The sequence below is a fragment of the Paenibacillus xylanexedens genome (assembly GCF_017874615.1).
Taxonomy (GTDB): domain Bacteria; phylum Bacillota; class Bacilli; order Paenibacillales; family Paenibacillaceae; genus Paenibacillus; species Paenibacillus xylanexedens.
In genome coordinates, this window is the sequence record NZ_JAGIKV010000007.1 from 209,828 (window position 1) to 230,176 (window position 20,349).

At 46.5% G+C, this 20,349-nt stretch carries 6 protein-coding genes; all 6 read left to right on the forward strand.

Annotation, left to right across the window (positions count from 1 at the left end):
* Positions 1-19 precede the first annotated feature (19 nt).
* The 6 genes from J2Z28_RS11650 to fabD are packed head-to-tail and all read left to right on the forward strand — an operon-like array spanning position 20 to position 20,318.
* Positions 20-7,765: an SDR family NAD(P)-dependent oxidoreductase gene (locus J2Z28_RS11650; RefSeq protein ID WP_211082608.1), complete on the forward strand. Its 7,746-nt coding sequence runs from the start codon at positions 20-22 to the stop codon at positions 7,763-7,765.
* Positions 7,766-7,769: 4 nt separating this feature from the next.
* A complete protein-coding gene (locus J2Z28_RS11655) occupies positions 7,770-16,736 on the forward strand; it encodes an SDR family NAD(P)-dependent oxidoreductase (protein ID WP_211082609.1) in 8,967 nt (2,988 codons plus the stop codon).
* A gap of 27 nt (positions 16,737-16,763) precedes the next feature.
* Positions 16,764-17,615, forward strand: coding sequence for a 3-hydroxyacyl-CoA dehydrogenase family protein (locus J2Z28_RS11660; RefSeq protein WP_017686947.1), 852 nt, complete (start codon positions 16,764-16,766; stop codon positions 17,613-17,615).
* Positions 17,616-17,650: 35 nt separating this feature from the next.
* The gene (locus tag J2Z28_RS11665) at positions 17,651-17,884 is read left to right on the forward strand and encodes an acyl carrier protein (protein WP_017686948.1); all 234 of its coding nucleotides are present in this window, start codon (positions 17,651-17,653) and stop codon (positions 17,882-17,884) included.
* Positions 17,885-17,942: 58 nt separating this feature from the next.
* Complete coding sequence (locus tag J2Z28_RS11670; protein ID WP_017686949.1) at positions 17,943-19,013, forward strand: HAD-IIIC family phosphatase; 1,071 nt, start codon at positions 17,943-17,945, stop codon at positions 19,011-19,013.
* Between the two features lie 30 nt (positions 19,014-19,043).
* Entirely contained in the window at positions 19,044-20,318 is a 1,275-nt protein-coding gene (gene fabD / locus J2Z28_RS11675) for an ACP S-malonyltransferase (protein ID WP_211082610.1), read from the forward strand.
* The last annotated feature ends 31 nt before the right edge of the window (positions 20,319-20,349 follow it).

Below are 20,349 nucleotides of genomic sequence, written 5' to 3' on the forward strand. Positions count from 1 at the left end.
GACTGTAAAGGAGAGCAAAATGAGAAAAGGATTAATGGGAAGTATTAAACTGGATGATCTCCTGGAATCCGGGGCAGAATCGGTCGATATCGAAAGTGTTTCGACTAAGGACATTGCCATTATTGGAATGTCCGGCAGATTCCCTGGTGCAGAGGAACTCGAGGCATATTGGAGCAATCTGGTTAACGGTGTGGACAGTATCAGCGATTTTCCTGCAGAACGACAATCTTTCACAGATTATTATATGAAGACACGGGGAGAGTCGGTCGCGTATACCAAAGCAGGGTTTTTGAATCATATTGACCGATTCGATTATCGTTTCTTCAACCTGTCTCCTCGTGAAGCTTCTCTCATGGACCCCAATCAGCGGTTGTTTCTTGAAACGGCCTGGCACGCCATTGAGAATTCGGGATATGGAGGCGGGAAACTTAAAGGAAGCAACACAGGTGTGTACGTTGGGTTTCGTAACGATGAAGTATATGACTACAAAAGATTAATCACTGACTTGGAACCTCAGGCAGATCCCAGCGCAGTTCCAGGTAATCTGGCCTCCATTCTGGCTAGCCGGATTTCTTATTTGCTGGATCTGAAGGGGCCGAGCCTTTGTCTTGATACAGCATGTTCATCTTCTCTCGTAGCCATCCATCTCGCGTCCCAGGCCATTCGAAACGGGGATTGTGATCTGGCTGTCGCTGGTGGCGTAAAGATACGTTTGTTTCCCCTGGATGAAGGGAACAAGCTTGGTGTGGAAGCGCCAGATGGCAAAGTGAAGGCGTTCGATGCAGATTCGGATGGGACGGTCTGGGGTGAAGGCGCTGCCGCTATTATACTCAAACCTTTGAACAAAGCACTCAGGGATCGAGACCATATTTACGCAGTAATTAAAGGAAGTGCTGTGAATCAGGATGGAACTTCCGTAGGCATCACAGCGCCGAATACCGCTTCACAGACAGATTTGCTGGTGAAAGCATGGAAAAATGCGGGGATTAACCCGGAGACGCTAAATTACATTGAAACGCATGGCACAGGGACAGATATGGGAGATCCCATTGAGTTTGAGGCCATTCGAAGAGCGTTCCAAAAGTTTACGAATAAGAAACAATTCTGTGCTATCGGTTCAGTGAAGACAAATGTGGGCCACTTGGATTGTGTAGCTGGCATGGCTTCGCTTTTCAAGGTCATTATGGGAATGCGTGAAGGCATGATGCCACCCACACTTCATTTTCAGCGTCAAAACTCAAAAATCAACTTTGAAGATTCTCCAGTCTATCTCAACATACGCCCTAGAATATGGCATGCCGAAGGAGCTCCACGCAGATGTGGTGTCAGCGCGTTTGGTCTAAGTGGAACCAATAGTCACATTGTAGTTGAAGAGCCGCCACGTTATCACAGGGCAGATACCGCAGTGACCCCAGATATGCAAATTTTAACGATCTCTGCCAAAAGTGCTGCCAGCTTAACAAAGCTGGTGCAAGCCTATCAGGCCTTGCTCGTTTCAGATCCTGAACTTTCGCTGGCAGATCTATCATTTTCAGCTAATACCGGAAGAGGGCACTATACTCAAAGGCTTGCGATCACTTACAGTGATCGCAAGGATTTGGAAAGAAAATTGAAGCTTGTATCAGACGCAAATTTTGGTCCTGATCTTGAGATAAACGGAGTACGCACAGGCATGCATCGGATTATAACAGCGGGTGCAGGGGAATCCACGCGAAGTACGGGAGAGATAACGGAGCAGGAGGTCAAGCTACTTGGCCAGAAGGCACTGGGGTTGATTTCGGAAGCGCATCTTCACCCGAGGACCGTACTGTTGGAGGCCATTTGTGATTTGTATGTTCAGGGAGCCGATGTGAGTTGGGAAGATCTATACAGAGAAAAGTCTGTGCGCAGGATTCCACTTCCGTCATACCAGTTTGAACCGAACATATGCTGGCTGGACTGGAAATCGGACATGGATCAACGTCAGACAGATGACATGTATCGGAGCATGTATAGAACACGCTGGATCGCGGATTCTTTGGAACCGCCCAAACCCGATGAGGCGCAGCAGCCAATTGATGATGGGATCGTCCTGATATTGCGAAAAGATAAGGACCTTGAAGGCGAAAGGCTCGAAACCACCTTGCGTAATCTGGGACGAAAGCTGGTATCCGTGACATTTGACGGAGATGTTGCCGTTATGGAAGGACTCTCAGGTCTAGTGCAACTTTCTTCAGAAGATGTTTATGAGCACCTGCTTGGTGCACTGCCTTTCAATGATGTAACCCGGATTATTCATCTACTGAGTTCAACGCCCAGAAAGCAGGTGCATAATCTGGCGGATCTTTCTCAGGCGGAAATAGAGGGTCCTCTGAGTCTGTTCAGACTGGTCAAATCCCTTGTGCAGCGAGCAGTGTCTGGCCCTGTAGACATATCAATTGCTACGACAACTGCTTATCAAGTGACTGGGGACGAAGTGGAACTGTATCCTGAGCACGCTGCCTTGATCGGCTGGGCTAAGGTTATAGGAAAGGAATATCCGCATATCCGTTGTCAGTGCATTGACAGAGATGAACATAGTTCACTTGAATCTATTCCGGAGTTGGTTGGTGGTATAGGCATCTCCAACGAGAATTTTGCCTATCGGAATGGGATTCGTTATGTTGAACAGCTGGATGAATGGAACACAGAGACTCAGGAAAATAGGGACTGGCAACTAGTTGAAGATGGAGTATACATCATAACGGGTGGAGCAGGGGGGATAGGTTCAGAGATTGGGAGATGGATGGCTGGTCAGGCAAAGGTACGAATTGTCCTACTGGGACGGACTGAATTACCCAACAGAGAGCAATGGCCAATGCTTCGTAAGAATGGGAAAGACCAACCTGCTGTTCAGCAGATTATTCGTGAAATAGATGCCATGGAAAGTCTCGGAGCAATGGTAACTTATTTTAGCGTAGATGTATCTGATGAAATGCGTCTTACTCATACGTTGGATGATATCAGAAGAACGTTTGGTTCTATACGTGGAATTGTGCATTGTGCAGGAACGGGCAGTGATCTGTCTACCGATCAGAAGAGTGAAGATGACGTCAAGCGCACGTTGGCTCCCAAGATCAGAGGGACATGGCTTCTTGATCAACTTACCCGACAAGATCAGCCTGATTTTATGCTGTTATGTTCTTCTGTTGCTACAACATTCAGCACGTTGACTATGGGAGATTATGTTGCAGCCAATGCCTACTTGGATACGTTCGCTGCACAACGAACCAAGCAGGGACTTCACACACTCGCCATTAACTGGGTGACCTGGAGGGAGAGGGGAATGGCAGCACGTTCGGGTTTTACGGCGGATACTATATTTAAGGCCATTTTGCCTGAACAGGCGATCCATACTCTCGCAGACGTTGTTACTCAAAAAGTAGACCGCGTTATTATCGGGGAATTAAACATAGATGGTGGGGGCATTCCTTTACTCGAACGTTCAGGGATTCGGGTTGCTCCACATTTGCTCGAACGATTGAAGAGATTGAAGTCTACGATCAGGTCTATAGCAGATATGGCTTCTACCCGATCACTTTCACAACATGGCACGGGACAGGTGATCCTCACGGGAAAAGAAAAAGAGGATTACACCGAAGCAGAACGACGTGTCGCTGATGTTTGCAGACAGGTATTGGGTTTCGAGGAAATTAACATCCATGAAAATTTCTTTGAACTGGGAGCCGATTCCCTCTTGTTAAAAACGATGCATGCCAGATTGGAACTGCTTGATCCAGGTTCACTTATGATTACGGATTTGTTTGAGCACGCAACAGTTTATAAACTGGCCCGTTTTCTGGTAGATAAACGCCAGGGAAGCAACAACATGACACATCATGCAACGATGAAAGGAACGGAACAGGACATAGCCATTATTGGCATTTCCGTCAAACTGCCTAACGCCAACAACACTGATGAATTCTGGGACAATATTCGTAACGGGTTGGATTGCAGGACCGCATTGTCTGCAGAACGAAAGGATGCCATTGATCGCTATATTCGATATAAACAGTTTCCTGAGGGCAGCGTTGCTCTTGTGGAAGGGTCGTATATTGATGAGATTGATAAGTTCGATAGTACCTTTTTCCGTTTGTCTCCCAAGGAAGCAAGCCTGATGGACCCGCATCAGCGTCTCTTCCTGCAGGCATGCTGGGAAGCAGTTGAAGATGCCGGTTGTGTAGATGACATTAGTGGAAGTTATACCGGGGTATTTGTTGGATACTCGCCGAATATTCGCGATATGTATTCACGACTCATTTATGAAACCAATCCAACTCTGCTATCCAGCGCTATGGTGGGCAACACAGCAGCAGTTACCTCTGGAAGAGTATCTTATATGCTGGACTTGAAGGGGCCATCGATGGTCGTAGACACAGCCTGTTCATCTTCCCTCGTTGCTGTAGATGCAGCATGTCAATCGATTCGTAGCGGCAAGTGTGAAATGGCTATAGCTGGTGGGATTAAAATCCATACCATGCCAATTCATCACACGAATACACGTATGGGAATAGGCATGGAATCCATGGATGGAATCACGCGTGCATTTGATGAGGAATCGGAAGGAACCGGATTTGGCGAAGGCATTGGTGTAATCATGCTCAAACCACTCGAAAAAGCTAAACAGGATGGCGACCAAATCTATGCGGTCATTAAGGGATCAGCATCCAATCAGGATGGCAGTTCTGCCGGGATGACAGCACCAAATCCTGCAGCTCAGGAAGACGTGATTCGCAAGGCATGGGATGATGCTGGCATTGATCCTGCGACCATTGGTTATGTGGAAGCCCACGGGACGGGTACACCTTTAGGGGATCCGATTGAAGTAAACAGTTTGACGAATGCATTCCGTATGTTCACCGACAAACGAAATTTCTGTGCGATTGGATCTGTCAAAGCCAATATGGGTCATCTGCTTGAGGCAGCGGGAATCGTCGGGTTGATCAAAGTAGCGTTGGCACTTAAAAACAAGGAATTGCCTGCAACGATTCACTTTAATCGACCGAATGAAAATATCCCGTTTTACGATTCTGCCATATACGTCAACACCGTTACTCGTAAGTGGGAGGTTGAAGGCCATCCGCGGCGAGCTGGCGTCAGTGCGTTTGGCATGAGCGGAACCAATGCCCATATTGTGCTGGAAGAGCCACCTGCAGAGTATACCCATAAAGAACTGCCTGACCATGATCCTCACGGTGGGCCACAGTTGTTCATGCTTTCGGCCAAATCACGTGAGAGCTTGCAGCAACTTGTTACGAGGTACGTTGCATATGGTCCGCAATTATTACAAATGGATCTGCAGGATATTTGTTACACGGTCCAGGCTGGGCGCAGTCATTATCCGCATCGATTAATTTTTGCAGTGAATACGACAATGGAGCTTGTTTCCCGTTTGAATGAATTGAACCGGCTCTACTTTTGGGAGTCAGAACTGGGTGACACCGGCAAGGTTTTCTATCGTTATGGAGAACACCGATTGGTATCAGGTACGGATGGGATTAGACGTCCGGATGATCTAACTCTGGTTCAGAAGGAAAGTTTGAACGCCGAAATTCAAGAAGTGTCATTAGCGTGGAGGGACGGCCTGTACAGGGACGAATCCATGCAGGTCAAAATTAGTGAGTTGTATTCGGCGGGCGCAGATTTGCCACCATTATTATGGAATGATGGACAGGCACCTCGTAAAGTGCGGCTCCCGGTGTATGCTTTTGAGCGTAAGACACACTGGCTGGACATACCCGACGTCACCCCTGTAAAAGTGGAACGTATGGAACAACCATTTCATGTTATTCGTTGGGTTAACACGCCATCCAACGATGGGACATCATGGGTGTCCTCCGAATCTGGAGATGTGTTATTGTTCACAGGAAAAACCGCTCTTTCGGCATCGATCTATGAGAGATTACTAGCTGCGGGTCGGAAGGTTGTAAGAGTAGAGGTTGGACTTCAAAAGGATTCTACTCCAGGTGATGGATGGTATGGCGTTGATTCAAATAAACAGGCGTACGAGGATTTGTTAACAGATCTTCAATCCGAGTATCAATTCACACATATTATCCATATGTCAACGACTGAACAAGCAGTATTTCCCGAGAGTATCGAGCAATTAGAGGTGACCCAGCAACGTGGGGCTCGCAGCCTGATGTATCTTACACAGGCACTGGCACATGTGGGTTATGAGCGCGGACTGAGCCTTACGCTGATATCTGATTATGTGAACGAAGTGACAGGCAATGAACGTGTCCTTCAGCCACAACAAGCTCCTTTTATGGGAATGGGACGAGTTGTAGGTCAGGAATTGATGGGCATATCCTGCAAGTTTCTGGACGTTGATGATGTTGTCTCTGCTGAAGATGTGTTACAAGAGATCGGCCGAAAGTCTGATTTGTATCTTGTTGCTTACCGGGAAGGTACTCGTTATGAGGAACAGTTCGAGACTTTGGACGATACGACGGTGATCGGCCATGCGCCAGCAATTCAAAATGACGGTGTATACGTGATTACTGGCGGCACGAAAGGCATTGGACTGGAAGTTGCCCAGTACTTGGCTGACAAGGGAGCAGGACATGTTGCTTTGCTTGCCCGTTCACCTTTTCCGCCGCGTGACCAGTGGACTGAATGGCTTGATCAGAACAGAGACAGGGAAGTGTGCGAGACGATAAACCGGGTGATGGATCTGGAGAAGAAGGGAACGTCATGTTCATTTTATCAAGTGGATATCGGTCATCTGGATAGGCTACGTGAGGTATTTGATGAACTTCGACAAAACTACGGTTCCATTCGTGGCGTAGTCCACAGTGCCGGTGTACCTGGTGAAGGCATGCTGATGCGCAAGACGGAGGAACAGTTCTCAGCGGTGATAGGTCCCAAAGTCCATGGAACATGGGCGCTTGATCAGGTCACGCTTGAGGATAATCTTGACTTCTTCCTGCTCTTCTCCACGATCTCTTCGGTGTTTGCTGCTCCTGGCCAGGGGGACTATGCTGCTGCCAATGCATACCTGGATGCGTTTGCTGCATATCGAAGCAAGCTCGGGAAACGAACACTAACTATGAATTGGAACACATGGAGAGATACGGGTATGGGCGTTCGTTACGGCATCAATGTGGATGGCGTATTCTCTGCCATTCCTACGGAGCAGGGCATTGAATGGCTGGATCGTGCGATGGGAATGACCTTGAATCGGGTAATCGTCGGCGAGATCAATCGTGAAAGCAAATTGCTTGGCATGATGTCAAGTGTTGCTGTGAGACTATCTGATGACCTGAGATCCCTGGCTACTGATGAGAAAACTGTGTTTACTGAAACTCAGAACCAGACCGGTTATGCAGAAGTTACTCTGGATGGCAGGACAGGAGAAGGAGCATATAGCGATGCTGAGGATCTGATTGCCAAAATCTTCGGTTCGGTACTAGGGTTCGGTGAAATCAATATTTATGACAGTTTCTTCGAATTAGGGGGAGATTCGATCATGTTGGGCCAGATGCATGAGTTATTGGATCGGCATTTCCCCAATAAGATCAAACTGGTAGATCTGTTCGAATATACAACTGTAGACAAACTCAGCAATTACATTGCAGGCAATGAGCAACATATCCTGCAAGCTGCACCGATAACATCCGCATCAGAAGAGCAGGACGGAGATTGGAATGACTCATTAAGCCATATGCTGGACAAGTTGCAGGACGGGGAAGTATCTGTCGAAGACATTCTTCATCGTTTGGATGAAATACGGCCAGGGGAGTGAGCTTGTGGAGAAAGTCTACAAACATGTTGTTGAAAACATAGCCTCCGGCAAAATTGACAAAGTGACGGGGATTCAGGTCATCAATCTGCTGAAGCAGGAAGAAGCAAATCATCAAGAGGATATAGCAGTCATAGGCATGAGCCTTAAATTTCCCCATGCGAATCGTCCGGAGGAATACTGGCACATTGTTGAGCAGGGGATTGATTGCATAGGTGATTATCCATCTGATCGAAAATCTGTAACGGATGAGTACCTCAGACTAAGCGGATATTCAGACGAATTCCTTCAATATCTGGATGGTGCTTTTCTGGATGAAGTGGATCAATTCGATTATAAGTTCTTCCGTCTCTCGCCAAAAGAGGCCAGTCTGATGGACCCTTGTCATCGTTTATTTTTGCAAACGGCATGGCATGCCATCGAAGATGCCGGTTACGGCGGGCAAAGGCTTGCAGGAAGCAATACCGGCGTCTTTACCGGATTTGCCAATAGCAACAACTACAAGGAAATGATCAAGGATACCAACCCGGAAGAGTTGTCTATTGCGATGACTGGAAATATCGCGTCAATGCTTCCAACCCGCATCTCGTATCTGCTTAATCTAAAAGGACCGACCATGGTAGTGGATACTGCTTGTTCGTCCTCGTTAGTATCCGTTTATCTGGCTTGTAAATCGCTGATGAACGGGGATTGCAATATGGCGATTGCCGGAGGAGTTAAGCTGGATATTTTGCCAGTGGATAATGATTTTCTGAAGATTGGGATTGAATCCACCGACTACCGGACAAGAGCTTTTGATAAAGAAGCAGATGGGTCCGGTATGGGTGAAGGTGTGGCTGCAGTAATTTTGAAGCCGCTTCGTCAGGCTCAGAAGGATGGAGACCACATCTATGGTGTCATTAAAGGCATCGCCTTGAATCAGGATGGAACATCCATGGGCATCACGGCCCCCAATCCGGTTGCTCAATCCGAAGTAATCGAGGAAGCGTGGAAGCGAGCAGGCATCCACCCGGAATCCCTGGCCTATATTGAAACCCATGGAACGGGAACGAATCTGGGTGACCCTATCGAGATTCAGGGGCTGGAACGTGCTTTTCGAAAATATACGAATAAAAAGCAATTTTGTGCAATTGGTTCGGTGAAAACCAATGTTGGGCATCTGTATGAAACAGCAGGTATGGCCAGTCTGATCAAAGGACTTTTATCATTGTATCATCGGAAACTCCCACCTTCCCTTCATTTTAATTATCCAAACCTGAATATTGATTTCGGGAATTCACCCGTCTATGTCAATACAAGGTTAAGAGAGTGGGAGCGAGGTGCTGATCCGCGTAGATGCGGGATAAGTACATTTGGTTTGAGCGGAACAAATTGTCATATCGTGCTGGAAGAAGCTCCTGTACAGGCCACTTTGACCGTTACGCATGATGGGCATACGGGTGTTCATCCATTCACGTTGTCTGCGGGATCAGATCATGGAATTCAAGTTCTGATGAAACAGTATCTGGACGGAGTATCTGCCTTCTCCGACAGGTATTCATTACTGGATGTGTGTCGAACAGCCAATGCATGTCGCGGACATTATGCTCACCGAGTGATCATTTTGGCTGAACATTTGGAGGATTTGCGCATTAAGTTGACCCAGGTTATATCTGGAGACATTCACACGTTCACAGCACCTTGGTTTCATTATGGGGAACACCGACTGATCAGCGACAATCGGGAAGTTTCAGGGGGACATGATATTACCCAGAAAAACGTTCGTGCGTTAAGTGAAGAGGTCCGGCATGAATTGAACCAGATGAATGAGGCTACATTCGACTGGGGGCGCCTGTGTACTCTTTACGTGCAAGGGGCATCCGTGGACTGGTGGCGTCTGTATGAGGGCAAGTCTACGAAGACCGTACCTCTGGCGGGTTATCCCTTTGATCCACAGAAATGCTGGATTGACATGGGAAGCAGACCTGCAGAAGAGAGTGTCCACCAGGACAACGGATTGTTTTCTCTCACGTGGCATGAGCTTCAGGGAGAGTACGAGGATAACGAAGTTCATTCAAGCGAGAGAGTTGTACTCTTTACGGCTGATGACAAAGGTGGGGCTGACCTTGCATTGCTTTTGCAACAATCGGGTAAGGACGTCATTATGGTTTGCCCGGGAGATTGCTTTGAACAGAGACACGATAGTGATTTTCGAATTGGTTCAAAAGAGGTCGATTTTGATTCTTTAGTCAATGCTTTGGATTCAAAATCATGGTCACAGGTCATCTACGCACCTACCTTTGCTTCGGACACTTCTGTTCAGAATCTGGTGGAGTTGAATGAATCACAGGAACGCGGCGTTTACAGCCTGCTGTATCTGGTTCGTTCATTGACCAGACATGGTATTGATTATGATATGGATATGGTGATTTTGACCCAATGTGTCCATCATGTCACAGGCAAAGAACAGGTTCTTAGACCCGAGCTCGCACCGCTAGAAGGTCTTGCCAAGGTCATACGCAAGGAGCATCTGAACATACAATGTCGAGTTATCGACCTGGAAGATATGCTATGGAGCAAGGGGAGTGCAGAGTCTGTTTTCAGAAAAACAGATCACTTCCTTACCGCCATTCGAGCCGGAAAACGGTATGTTCAGTCATTCGGTACATTCCAGCCTGTTGCAGAGTCGGACAGTAACAATGGACAATTTCCGGCTCTTCATTCAGAAGGGATATATCTTGTGTCTGGTGGAGCTGGAGGTATCGGGATTGAAGTATCCAAATATTTGGCTGGCAGGGACAAGGTACATCTGGCCTGGATTAATCGTACTGCCTTTCCACCCCGGAGAACATGGGAAGCAATTTTGGAAGCACAGCAGGATCAGTCGTTATGCCGAAAGATTCAGGGAGTTCTTGATATTGAAAATATGGGAGCTATCGTTGAAATATACAGCGCTGACATTTCCAAAAAAGAAGAGGTAGTTCCAATTGTAGAAGAGCTGCGTCAACGTCATGGGAAGATCCGGGGGGTTATCCATGGTGCGGGAATCGGAAGATCCGACTTATTGATGAATCGTACGGATGACCAGTTTAAAAGCATCTTCAACCCGAAGGTGATGGGTACACGTATTTTGGATGAAGTTACCCATTCGGATGATCTGGACTTCTTTATTCTGTTTTCTTCGGTAGCAACGATGTTTAGCGGAGCCGTTCAAGGAGATTATACCGCAGCCAATGCTTATCTGGATGCCTACGGTGAATATCGGAACAAGCTTGGCAGAAGGACACATGTGGTGAACTGGACGACCTGGAAAGAAACCGGCATGGCCCTTGAAGGTGGTTTCACAATCGATACCATTTTTAAGACGTTGCCAACGGGTAAGGCTCTTGAAGGGTTTGAGCAGGTGTTATCCCATAATGTACCGAAAGCACTTGTAGGTTATCTCAATTATGAGAACGGTGGAGTCTTCCTGCTCGAAAAATCAGGGGTGATGCTATCTCCTGTGCTGACTGCACAAATTGAACTATTCAAGGAAAAAAAGAAGCAGGAAAAAGCGAACAAAGCAAAGAGTGTAACGACAAATCCAGCAGGAGAAGTAAGTCTGACAGGAAATCTCAACGAAGAGTTTAGTGATACGGAAAAACGTGTGGCCGAATGTTGCAGAAAAATATTGGGTTTTGATCAAATTGATATTCACGACAACTTCTTTGAACTAGGTGCGGACTCTATTCTGCTGATGAAAATTCAAAGTGAGATTGAACGGATTTTTCCAGGAGCCATTAATGTTACGGACCTGTTCGAATACTCCAATGTTCATCATCTCGCAAAATTTATCGGTGGAAAAAACAAGAAGGAGGAACAGCATCCTTCTCCCGCGATGCATCTCAAGAAGCGTACTGCGGCGGAACGAGATGGAGATATTGCGATTATCGGCATGGCTGTGAATGTGCCGCTTGCGTCCACACCTGAGGAGCTATGGGAACATCTCGTCAACGGCACGGATCTGGTTCGGTCGTTTCCGGAATCGAGAAAAGTGGATATTGACAAGCATTTTGCGTTCACAGGTCATGACCTTGTACAGATGAAATACAACGAGAACGCGTATCTGGAGGACATAGACAAGTTTGATGCAGGTTTCTTTCGGTTATCACCCAAGGAAGCAAGTCTTATGGATCCCAATCAGCGATTATTTCTTGAAGCTGCGTGGACTGCAATTGAGGATGCAGGGTATGGCGGTACCAGATTGAGTGGTAGTAAAACAGGCGTATATCTGGGATATGCGGCAACCTTGCGAGATCTGTATGCACGTCTCTTATATGAAGTTGATCCTGGGAGCGGATCAAGCTCCATGGTGGGTAATCTGACAGCAATGATGTCTGCCCGGATCTCATATTTATTGGATCTAAAGGGTCCAAGTATGGTTATTGATACGGCCTGTTCATCTTCATTGGTGTCTGTAGACATGGCTTGCAAAGCTATTCGTAGCGGACAAATTGATTATGCACTGGCTGGCGGAATCAAGATTAACCTGTGCCCGGTGGATGATGAAAATATGAAACTTGGCATCGAGTCTACAGATCATCGCTCCAAAGCTTTTGATGATGAAGCAGATGGAGCAGGTATTGGAGAAGGGGTTGCAGTGGTACTGCTGAAATCACTTCAGCAGGCATTGGATGACCATGATTCGATCCATGCTGTAATTAAAGGCGGGGCTGTGAATCAGGATGGCAGTTCAATAGGCATCACGGCACCTAATCCGGCATCTCAAACAGAGGTAATTATATCTGCTTTGGAGGATGCAGGAGTCGAACCGGAGACAATCACCTATATTGAAACACATGGCACGGGCACGACATTGGGAGATCCGATTGAAATTAAGGGCATATCCGATGCACTGTCGAGCTACACAGATCGCAAGCAATTCTGTGCGGTGAGTTCCATCAAGACCAACTTGGGGCATTCTTCGGAGGCTGCAGGAGTGATTAGTTTGGTGAAGGCGGTTATGGCGCTGCGTGAGAAGAAGCTGCCTCCGACACTGTTCTTTAATCGACCTAATCGAATTATTGAATTTTCCAATTCACCGGTCTTTGTGAATACCCGTCTTCGTACTTGGCATTCCGAGGAAGGACCGCGACGTTGTGGGATCAGCGCGTTCGGGATTAGTGGAACCAATTGTCACGTTATCCTGGAAGAGGCCCCGGTACAGACATTTGTCCAAGCAGAGGAACGCAGACCTTATATTCTGCCTCTTTCCGCCAAAAGTAAAGACTCTCTGTCCAGATTGATCGCAGCTTATCGTGATTATCTCGATAGTTACGATGAACTGGATTTGTTAAGCCTGTGCGGAACAGCCGCTCAGGGAAGAGGACACTACAAGTTGCGTATCGCCATTGCTTTTAAAGACAAAGAAGAGCTGGTATCCCGATTGGACAAGCTGCGTGGATGCCCGTTTAGCGAGATTAAACCGCCCGTTGCTTATGCATCTGAACATCGAATGGTTCCCGAGACGAAGGAGCCAGGTGTTGGCGAATTGACGGAACAAAAACTTCGTGAATTAAACGAGCAAGCAGATAGGGTACTGAAGCTCATTAACGAGCATGGATGGGAAGATCAGCACCTGGAGGAAATATCGATTCTTTATACACAGGGAGCCGATATTGACTGGTCAAGATTGTACGCAGAAGAGGAAACCTTCCGGCTCCATCTTCCAACGTATCCTTACGAGCGCAATCGTTGCTGGATTGATATTCCCGAACGAGTTGCGGTTCAACCATCCGTTGTGCAGAAGGAAGAACCAACGATGCATTACACCATTGGCTGGGTGGAAGCGACTAATCCTGAGAGGCTCATTCCGAATCCGCAAACCGTCTTGCTTTTGAAGGGGACAATTCCGTTATGTGACAGTCTCTCCCGGGAACTTACTGAACGTGGAGCACATGTAATTGAAGTTACTCTTGGTGCAACATATGCGAAGATCTCTCCGGTTCATTATCAGATCGATGGTTCTGAGGATCAGTATCTGCAATTATTGAACGCTACGAAGAACCACAGAATAGATCAGATTATTCACACCTTTACCATAAATGGTCATACAGCACCCGAGAGTCCGAAGGAACTGGAGGATGCCTTATGCCGAGGTGTGCATAGCTTGTTTTACCTCACAAAAGCCATTGCAGGTGCAGGATTGCGAAATCGAATACGCATTGTGCTGTTATCCCAGTACATTCACGAAGTTAGCGGCCACGAATTGCACCTTGCTCCTGAATATGCAACGATGTTTGGCCTGGGCAAAGCGATTGGACAAGAGCATCCTCAGCTGGAATGCAAGGTCATGGATATAGATGATGACACCGCTATTCCTATTTTGCTCAATGCAATGAATGCAGATGATGTTTTCTACTCCACTGCTTATCGGAAGGGTCAACGATATGTGGAAGAGTTTAGGAAAACAGATCTGTTGGGAGCTGAGCTCTCTGATGTAACCATTAAGGAGCAGGGGGTCTATCTCATCACCGGTGGAATGGGCGGCATTGGCCGAGCATTCGCAGAACATTTTGCCAACAGACACAACGTTACCTTGATTCTTGCAGGCAGATCGGATTTCCCTGATCGGAAAACATGGCCAGCCATTTTGGAGGATAACAAGGATCTGGAGCAATGCAACAAAATTAAATGGATACATTCGATTGAGAACAAAGGTTCCACAGTAGGTCTCTACAGCGTGGATACAGGTGATCTTCAACAAGTATCAAGACTCATGGAGAACATCAGAGAGCAGTACGGCAAAGTGGATGGCATTGTTCATGGAGCAGGGGTAGCCGGTGAAGGATTCCTTGCGTCCAAGGATGCGGAGACCTTTAACCGTGTGTTGCTTCCGAAAGTCCAGGGAACCTGGAATATGGATCAGGCAACAGCCCACGACTCTCTGGATTTTCTTGTTCTGTTCTCAACTACTTCAACATTATTCAGCTCTCCGGGTCAAGGAGATTATTCAGCAGCGAATAGTTATCTGGATGCTTATGCAGCGTATCGCAATCGCAGGGGCGGACGAACGTTAACGATCAATTGGGTGGCCTGGAAAGAGACCGGGATGGCCAAAGATTTTGGCGTAAATGATGACATGGTGTTCAAGTCTGTTTTAACAAAGTCTGCATTAAAGGCCTTTGACCAGGCTTTTCAGCGTAAAGTGCCTCGATCTATCATCGGCGAACTGAATTATGATTCGGAATATATGGCCTACGTAGGTGACATGCCAATGATGATGTCGGAGGAAGTATACAACACGATTCAGGATCAAAGTGCCAGCGTGATTGCTGAAGTGGAGATGAGAAAGGCAACGCTGAACAAAGAAGTCTTGTTACACGGCCGCAATGATGGTCAATATACAGCCATGGAACAGATGTTATCCCGGATTTGGTCACTTCATTTGGGACTGACAGAAATGGATCTGTATGATGATTTTTACGAATATGGTGGAGATTCCATTATTGGGCTCAAGATGGCATCGGATATATACAGGGAAACGGGGATACAGGTTAATCCCTCGGATGTGCTGCAATATCCGACGATCTGGGGACTGGGAGTTCACCTGCAATCTCTGGTCGATGTGGAGAATGCAACAGTCGGACAACAGTCTATCCCTCATGCAGAAGCCAAAGAAAAATATCCACTTTCATCAGCTCAAAAAAGGATATTCTACCTTTGCACTCAGGACCCGGACAACATCAGCTATAACCTGAACAAAGCGTTGATTATGGAGGGGAATTTTGACCCATTCACGTTGAACGGTTATATGAACACTCTGATTCAGCGCCATGAATCGTTCCGTACATCATTTCACTGGGAACAAGGAGAGCCGATTCAGAGAATTCACGAGAACGTGGATTTTTCGATCGAAACGTTGCCAGATGTCATTCGTGGAACGGAAGCAGTGGAAGATGTAGTGAAGCAGTTTGTCCGACCGTTTGATCTGGAAGCGGCACCGTTGATTCGCATGATTGTCGGTTCGTTGGATGACGGTCGTCATCTGTTGATGTTCGATGTGCATCACTTGGTTACAGATGGTATGTCGATGGACAATATGATGCACGAAATCACGTCAATGTACAGTGGTTCACCTCTACCTGATATTCCTTATCAGTACAGGGATTACTCGGAGTGGAGCAACCATTATCAGCAATCGGATTCGATTGAATCACAGGAAGCCTTCTGGCTGGAAACGCTGAAGGGGCCATTGCCCACACTGCAACTTCCAACAGACTTTTCACGGCCTGATCGAAAAACCTATGATGGAGCCAAAATGACTTTTTATGCCGACGGAGTACTCACTACTCGTATAGGCAAGCTCGGAGCACGTACAGGAACCACGCTATACATGTTGCTCTTATCCGCCTTAAATGTCCTATTGCATAAATATACGAACCAGAGTGATATACTCATTGGTTCACCTGTAACGGGTCGCCAACAGGGTAACTTTGATGCCACCATTGGCATGTTTGTGAATACAATCGTCCTGAGAAACGAACCTGTGCCTGATGACTCATTCAGGGAGTTACTTCTGGACGTGAAGCAGCGTACGTTATCGGCTTTTGCGCATCAGGACTGTCAATTCGACCGAATTGTACAGCTTGTGAATAGTACACGTGATCCGAGCAGAAATCCGCTGTTTGATGTGTATTTTGCACTGCAAAATGTTGGGATGTACACCGGAGAGATTGAGGCTTTCAAAGGCACATTAATCGATTATGACAGTGGAGTTTCAAGGTTTGATCTGGCACTGGATGCGATTGAGCGGGACGGTACGATCGAGTTTATTCTGGAATATAATACAAGCTTGTTCTTGCCTAGCACAGCTGAATATGTCGCCAAAGATTTTGTGAAAATTCTTGAGATAATTTCAGAGCAGCCGGATACATTGATCTATGATATTGAAGTTGATCGTGTCACGGATATCACGGATGAAGTTGTGGATGAAGAAGTGAATTTCAATTTCTAGCCAGATCACAGAGGGGCGTTGATAGGAATGAAGGTTGGTGTAATCGGAGCAGGCGTCATGGGAAAAGGGGTTGCGCAGAGCCTTGCCCAGTCCCGGCACAACGTGGTTTTGATCGATGTGAGTGATGAAGTTTTGGATCAGGCGAGAACAGCCTTGTTTACCAATATCCGATTTTCGGGATTCTACAACAAGGATACCGAGGCCGAAGACCCGGAAACTGTGCTCTCGCGTGTGGAGTTTACGACACATTACGATTCGCTCAGCGATGCTGATTTTATTATTGAGAACGTGCCTGAACAATGGGATGTGAAAAAAGAGGTCTATGCACAGCTTGAAAACTATTGCCCCGATTCTTGTATTTATTTGGTCAATACATCATGCATTTCGATTACAAAAGTTGGTTCCAACACCAGACGGCCTGACAAGGTCATCGGTGTACATTTTATGAATCCGGTCCCATTAAAGCCCGTAGTCGAAGCTATTCAGGGTTATCACACTTCGGAGACAACGATTGAAGCGACCAGATCCTTGCTCCATACCATGGGCAAAGAAGCCATACTGGTACAAGATCTTCCCGGTTTTGTATCTAATCGAATATCCCATCTGCTCATGAATGAAGCTGCCTTTGTCGTTCAGGATCAGGTAGCTTCACCGGAAGAGGTTGATGACATATTCGTCAAATGTTTCGGACATAAGATGGGCCCGCTTCACACAGCGGATTTGATTGGTTTGGATACTGTGGTTCATTCATTGGATGTACTCTATGAGAGTTATCAGGACCCGAAATACAGAGTATGTCCCTTGCTTCGCAAGATGGTGGATGCCGGATTGTTAGGAGCAAAAAGCGGTCAAGGCTTCTTTGAGCACGTGATTCTGTAAGTGTATCGACTATAAATTATACGAGGTGACTGTGCATGGAGTCCAAAGTCAAAGTAAAAACATTTCTGAGTCGTTTCTATCGCAAACGTGAAATTCAGGATGATGAGGATATTTTTGAATTGGGTTTTGCCAATTCCCTGTTTGCGATGCAGATGGTGATGTTTCTGGAGAAAGAATTCAACATTCGGATTGAGACCCAGGATATGGATCTGAGCAACTTCCGTACCTTGAACAAGATTAATGAACTGATTGAACGAAAGACAGCATAGACTGCCTGACGGGCTTGAAGCAATAGTTTGGAACAATATGCCAAGGAGGGGTTCAGGTATGGGTGATCCATCGGTAAGTTCGGTAATGGACAAGCAAAAACAAGAGAAGGTGAAGCTGGTCGTCTGGGATCTGGATAATACAATCTGGGAAGGTGTCCTGCTGGAAGATGAGAATGTTGTCTTGAGAGAAGGAATTATTGATGTGATCCGGACACTGGACGAGCGTGGGGTCCTGCAATCCATCGCCAGTAAAAATGACCATCAGACAGCCATGGAGAAGCTTGAGGAATTCGGAATTCATGAGTATTTCCTATACCCCCAGATTCACTGGAATTCCAAGTCGAGCTCCATTCAATCCATCATAACTTCCATTAATATTGGAGCGAATACGGTTGCTTTTGTGGATGATCAGATGTTTGAGCTGGAAGAGGTACAGTTTGAGCATGCTGAAGTTCGATGCATAGATGCTGCCCAGTACCTGGACATTCCCGACATGGAGATGATGAATCCCCGTTTTATTACGGAGGACTCCAGACTTCGCCGTTTAATGTACAAAAGCGATGAGATCCGTAATAAGGCGGAAGATGAATTCACAGGTCCCAAAGATGACTTTTTGGCTTCACTTGGCATGACATTTACGATTTCACCCCTCAAGGGAGATGATCTGCAGCGTGCAGAAGAGTTGACGGTGCGGACTCATCAGCTGAACACTACAGGGTATACCTATTCCTATGAAGATCTGGAACAACTCAGTCAATCTCCTAATCACATACTTCTCATTACAGGACTGGAAGACAAGTATGGAGCATATGGAAAAATTGGACTCGCTTTGCTTGAGATGGAAGAGGAGTACTGGACCGTGAAGCTGCTGCTGATGTCTTGCCGTGTAATGTCACGAGGGGTAGGCACGATTCTCATGAATTATATCCTGGAACAGGCGAAAGAAGCCGGGGTCAAGATACGGGCTGAATTCAAAATGACCGATCGTAATCGGATGATGTATCTGACCTATAAATTTGGCGGATTCAAAGAAATCCATCAGGAAGAGGACCTTGTCATTTTTGAACATGACATGAGCTATATTCAGAAAATTCCTTCATATGTGGAACTGAACATTATTAATAATTAATACACCAACCCTATTAATGGAGGTTACGACATGGAAAAAATAGCACTGCTGTTTCCGGGACAAGGTTCTCAGTATGTAGGTATGGGAAAGAGTTTCTATGATCAATATAGCATTGCCAAGCAAACGTACGAGGAAGCGAGTGACGTTGCAGGTGTGGATCTGGCAAAACTATGTTTTGAAGGAAGTCTATCTGAACTGAATCAGAATGAGAACATGCAACCTGCTCTTCTGGCAACGAATGTAGCGGCATTCAGAGTGTATATGGAAGAAGTGGGGATTCGACCACAATTCTGTGCAGGTCACAGTATGGGTGAATATTCGGCGTTGGTATGTTCAGGCGCCATGACATTTTCCGATGCTGTTCGAATCACCAAATTGCGTGGTGCAATGATGCAGATTCATATTGATCGGGGCACAGGATCAATGACCATTATGGACGGTATTGACGCATCCATCGTGGAGCAACTCTGTGAACAATACAGCGGCGAGCAGGGTGTAGCTGTAGTCTCCTGTTATAATTCGCCAACACAAGCTGCCGTATCCGGTCATCAATACGTACTGGAGGAGATCGAAGCAGCTGTATTGGATGCCGATGGTCAGGTTACTCCCCTAATGTCGAGTGCACCCATTCATAGTTCGCTGATGGCGGAAGATGCAGAGCGGCTCGGCCAAGAACTGGCAAAGTATTCGTACAATATGTTCAAATGGCCGGTACTATCCAATGTTACAGGTCAACCTTATGGTGATGTGGAGCGAATTCCGGGATTGCTGTCAGATCAGATGGTCAAACCTGTGCAATGGACACGGATTCTTCAATACCTTGAGCGTTTTGGTGTCACACTTGCCATCGAAATGGGACCCAAAAATGTACTGAACAAATTGACCAAAACGAACTGTCCTGATATCAATTCGCTCTGCTTTGGCGAAAAAGCGGAACGTCAAAAATTGATCAGCATGTTTCAATCGGATGGCAAGAAGAAAAAAGGAGTACCCACAGTCATAACTAAATGTTTAGCAATTGCAGTGGCAACACCGAACCAGAATTGGGATGAAGCAGAGTATCAACAAGGTGTTGTTCAGCGTTACAAACGAATCCAGGCAATTCAGGAGCAGGTTGAAAATGCGGGGGACAAACCCTCAAAAGAGCAAATGATAGAAGCGTTGGAACTGCTCAAGGGCATCTTTGAAACCAAAAAGTTACCTGTTAAAGAAAGAAATCAGTGGATGAATCATATCATTGATGATACTGGACATCACTACGAACTGGCGGAGTATCTGGTACACGAAGCTGTCGGCGTAAAGTGATTACATTAGGGGCGAAATGCGCTGCAATAGC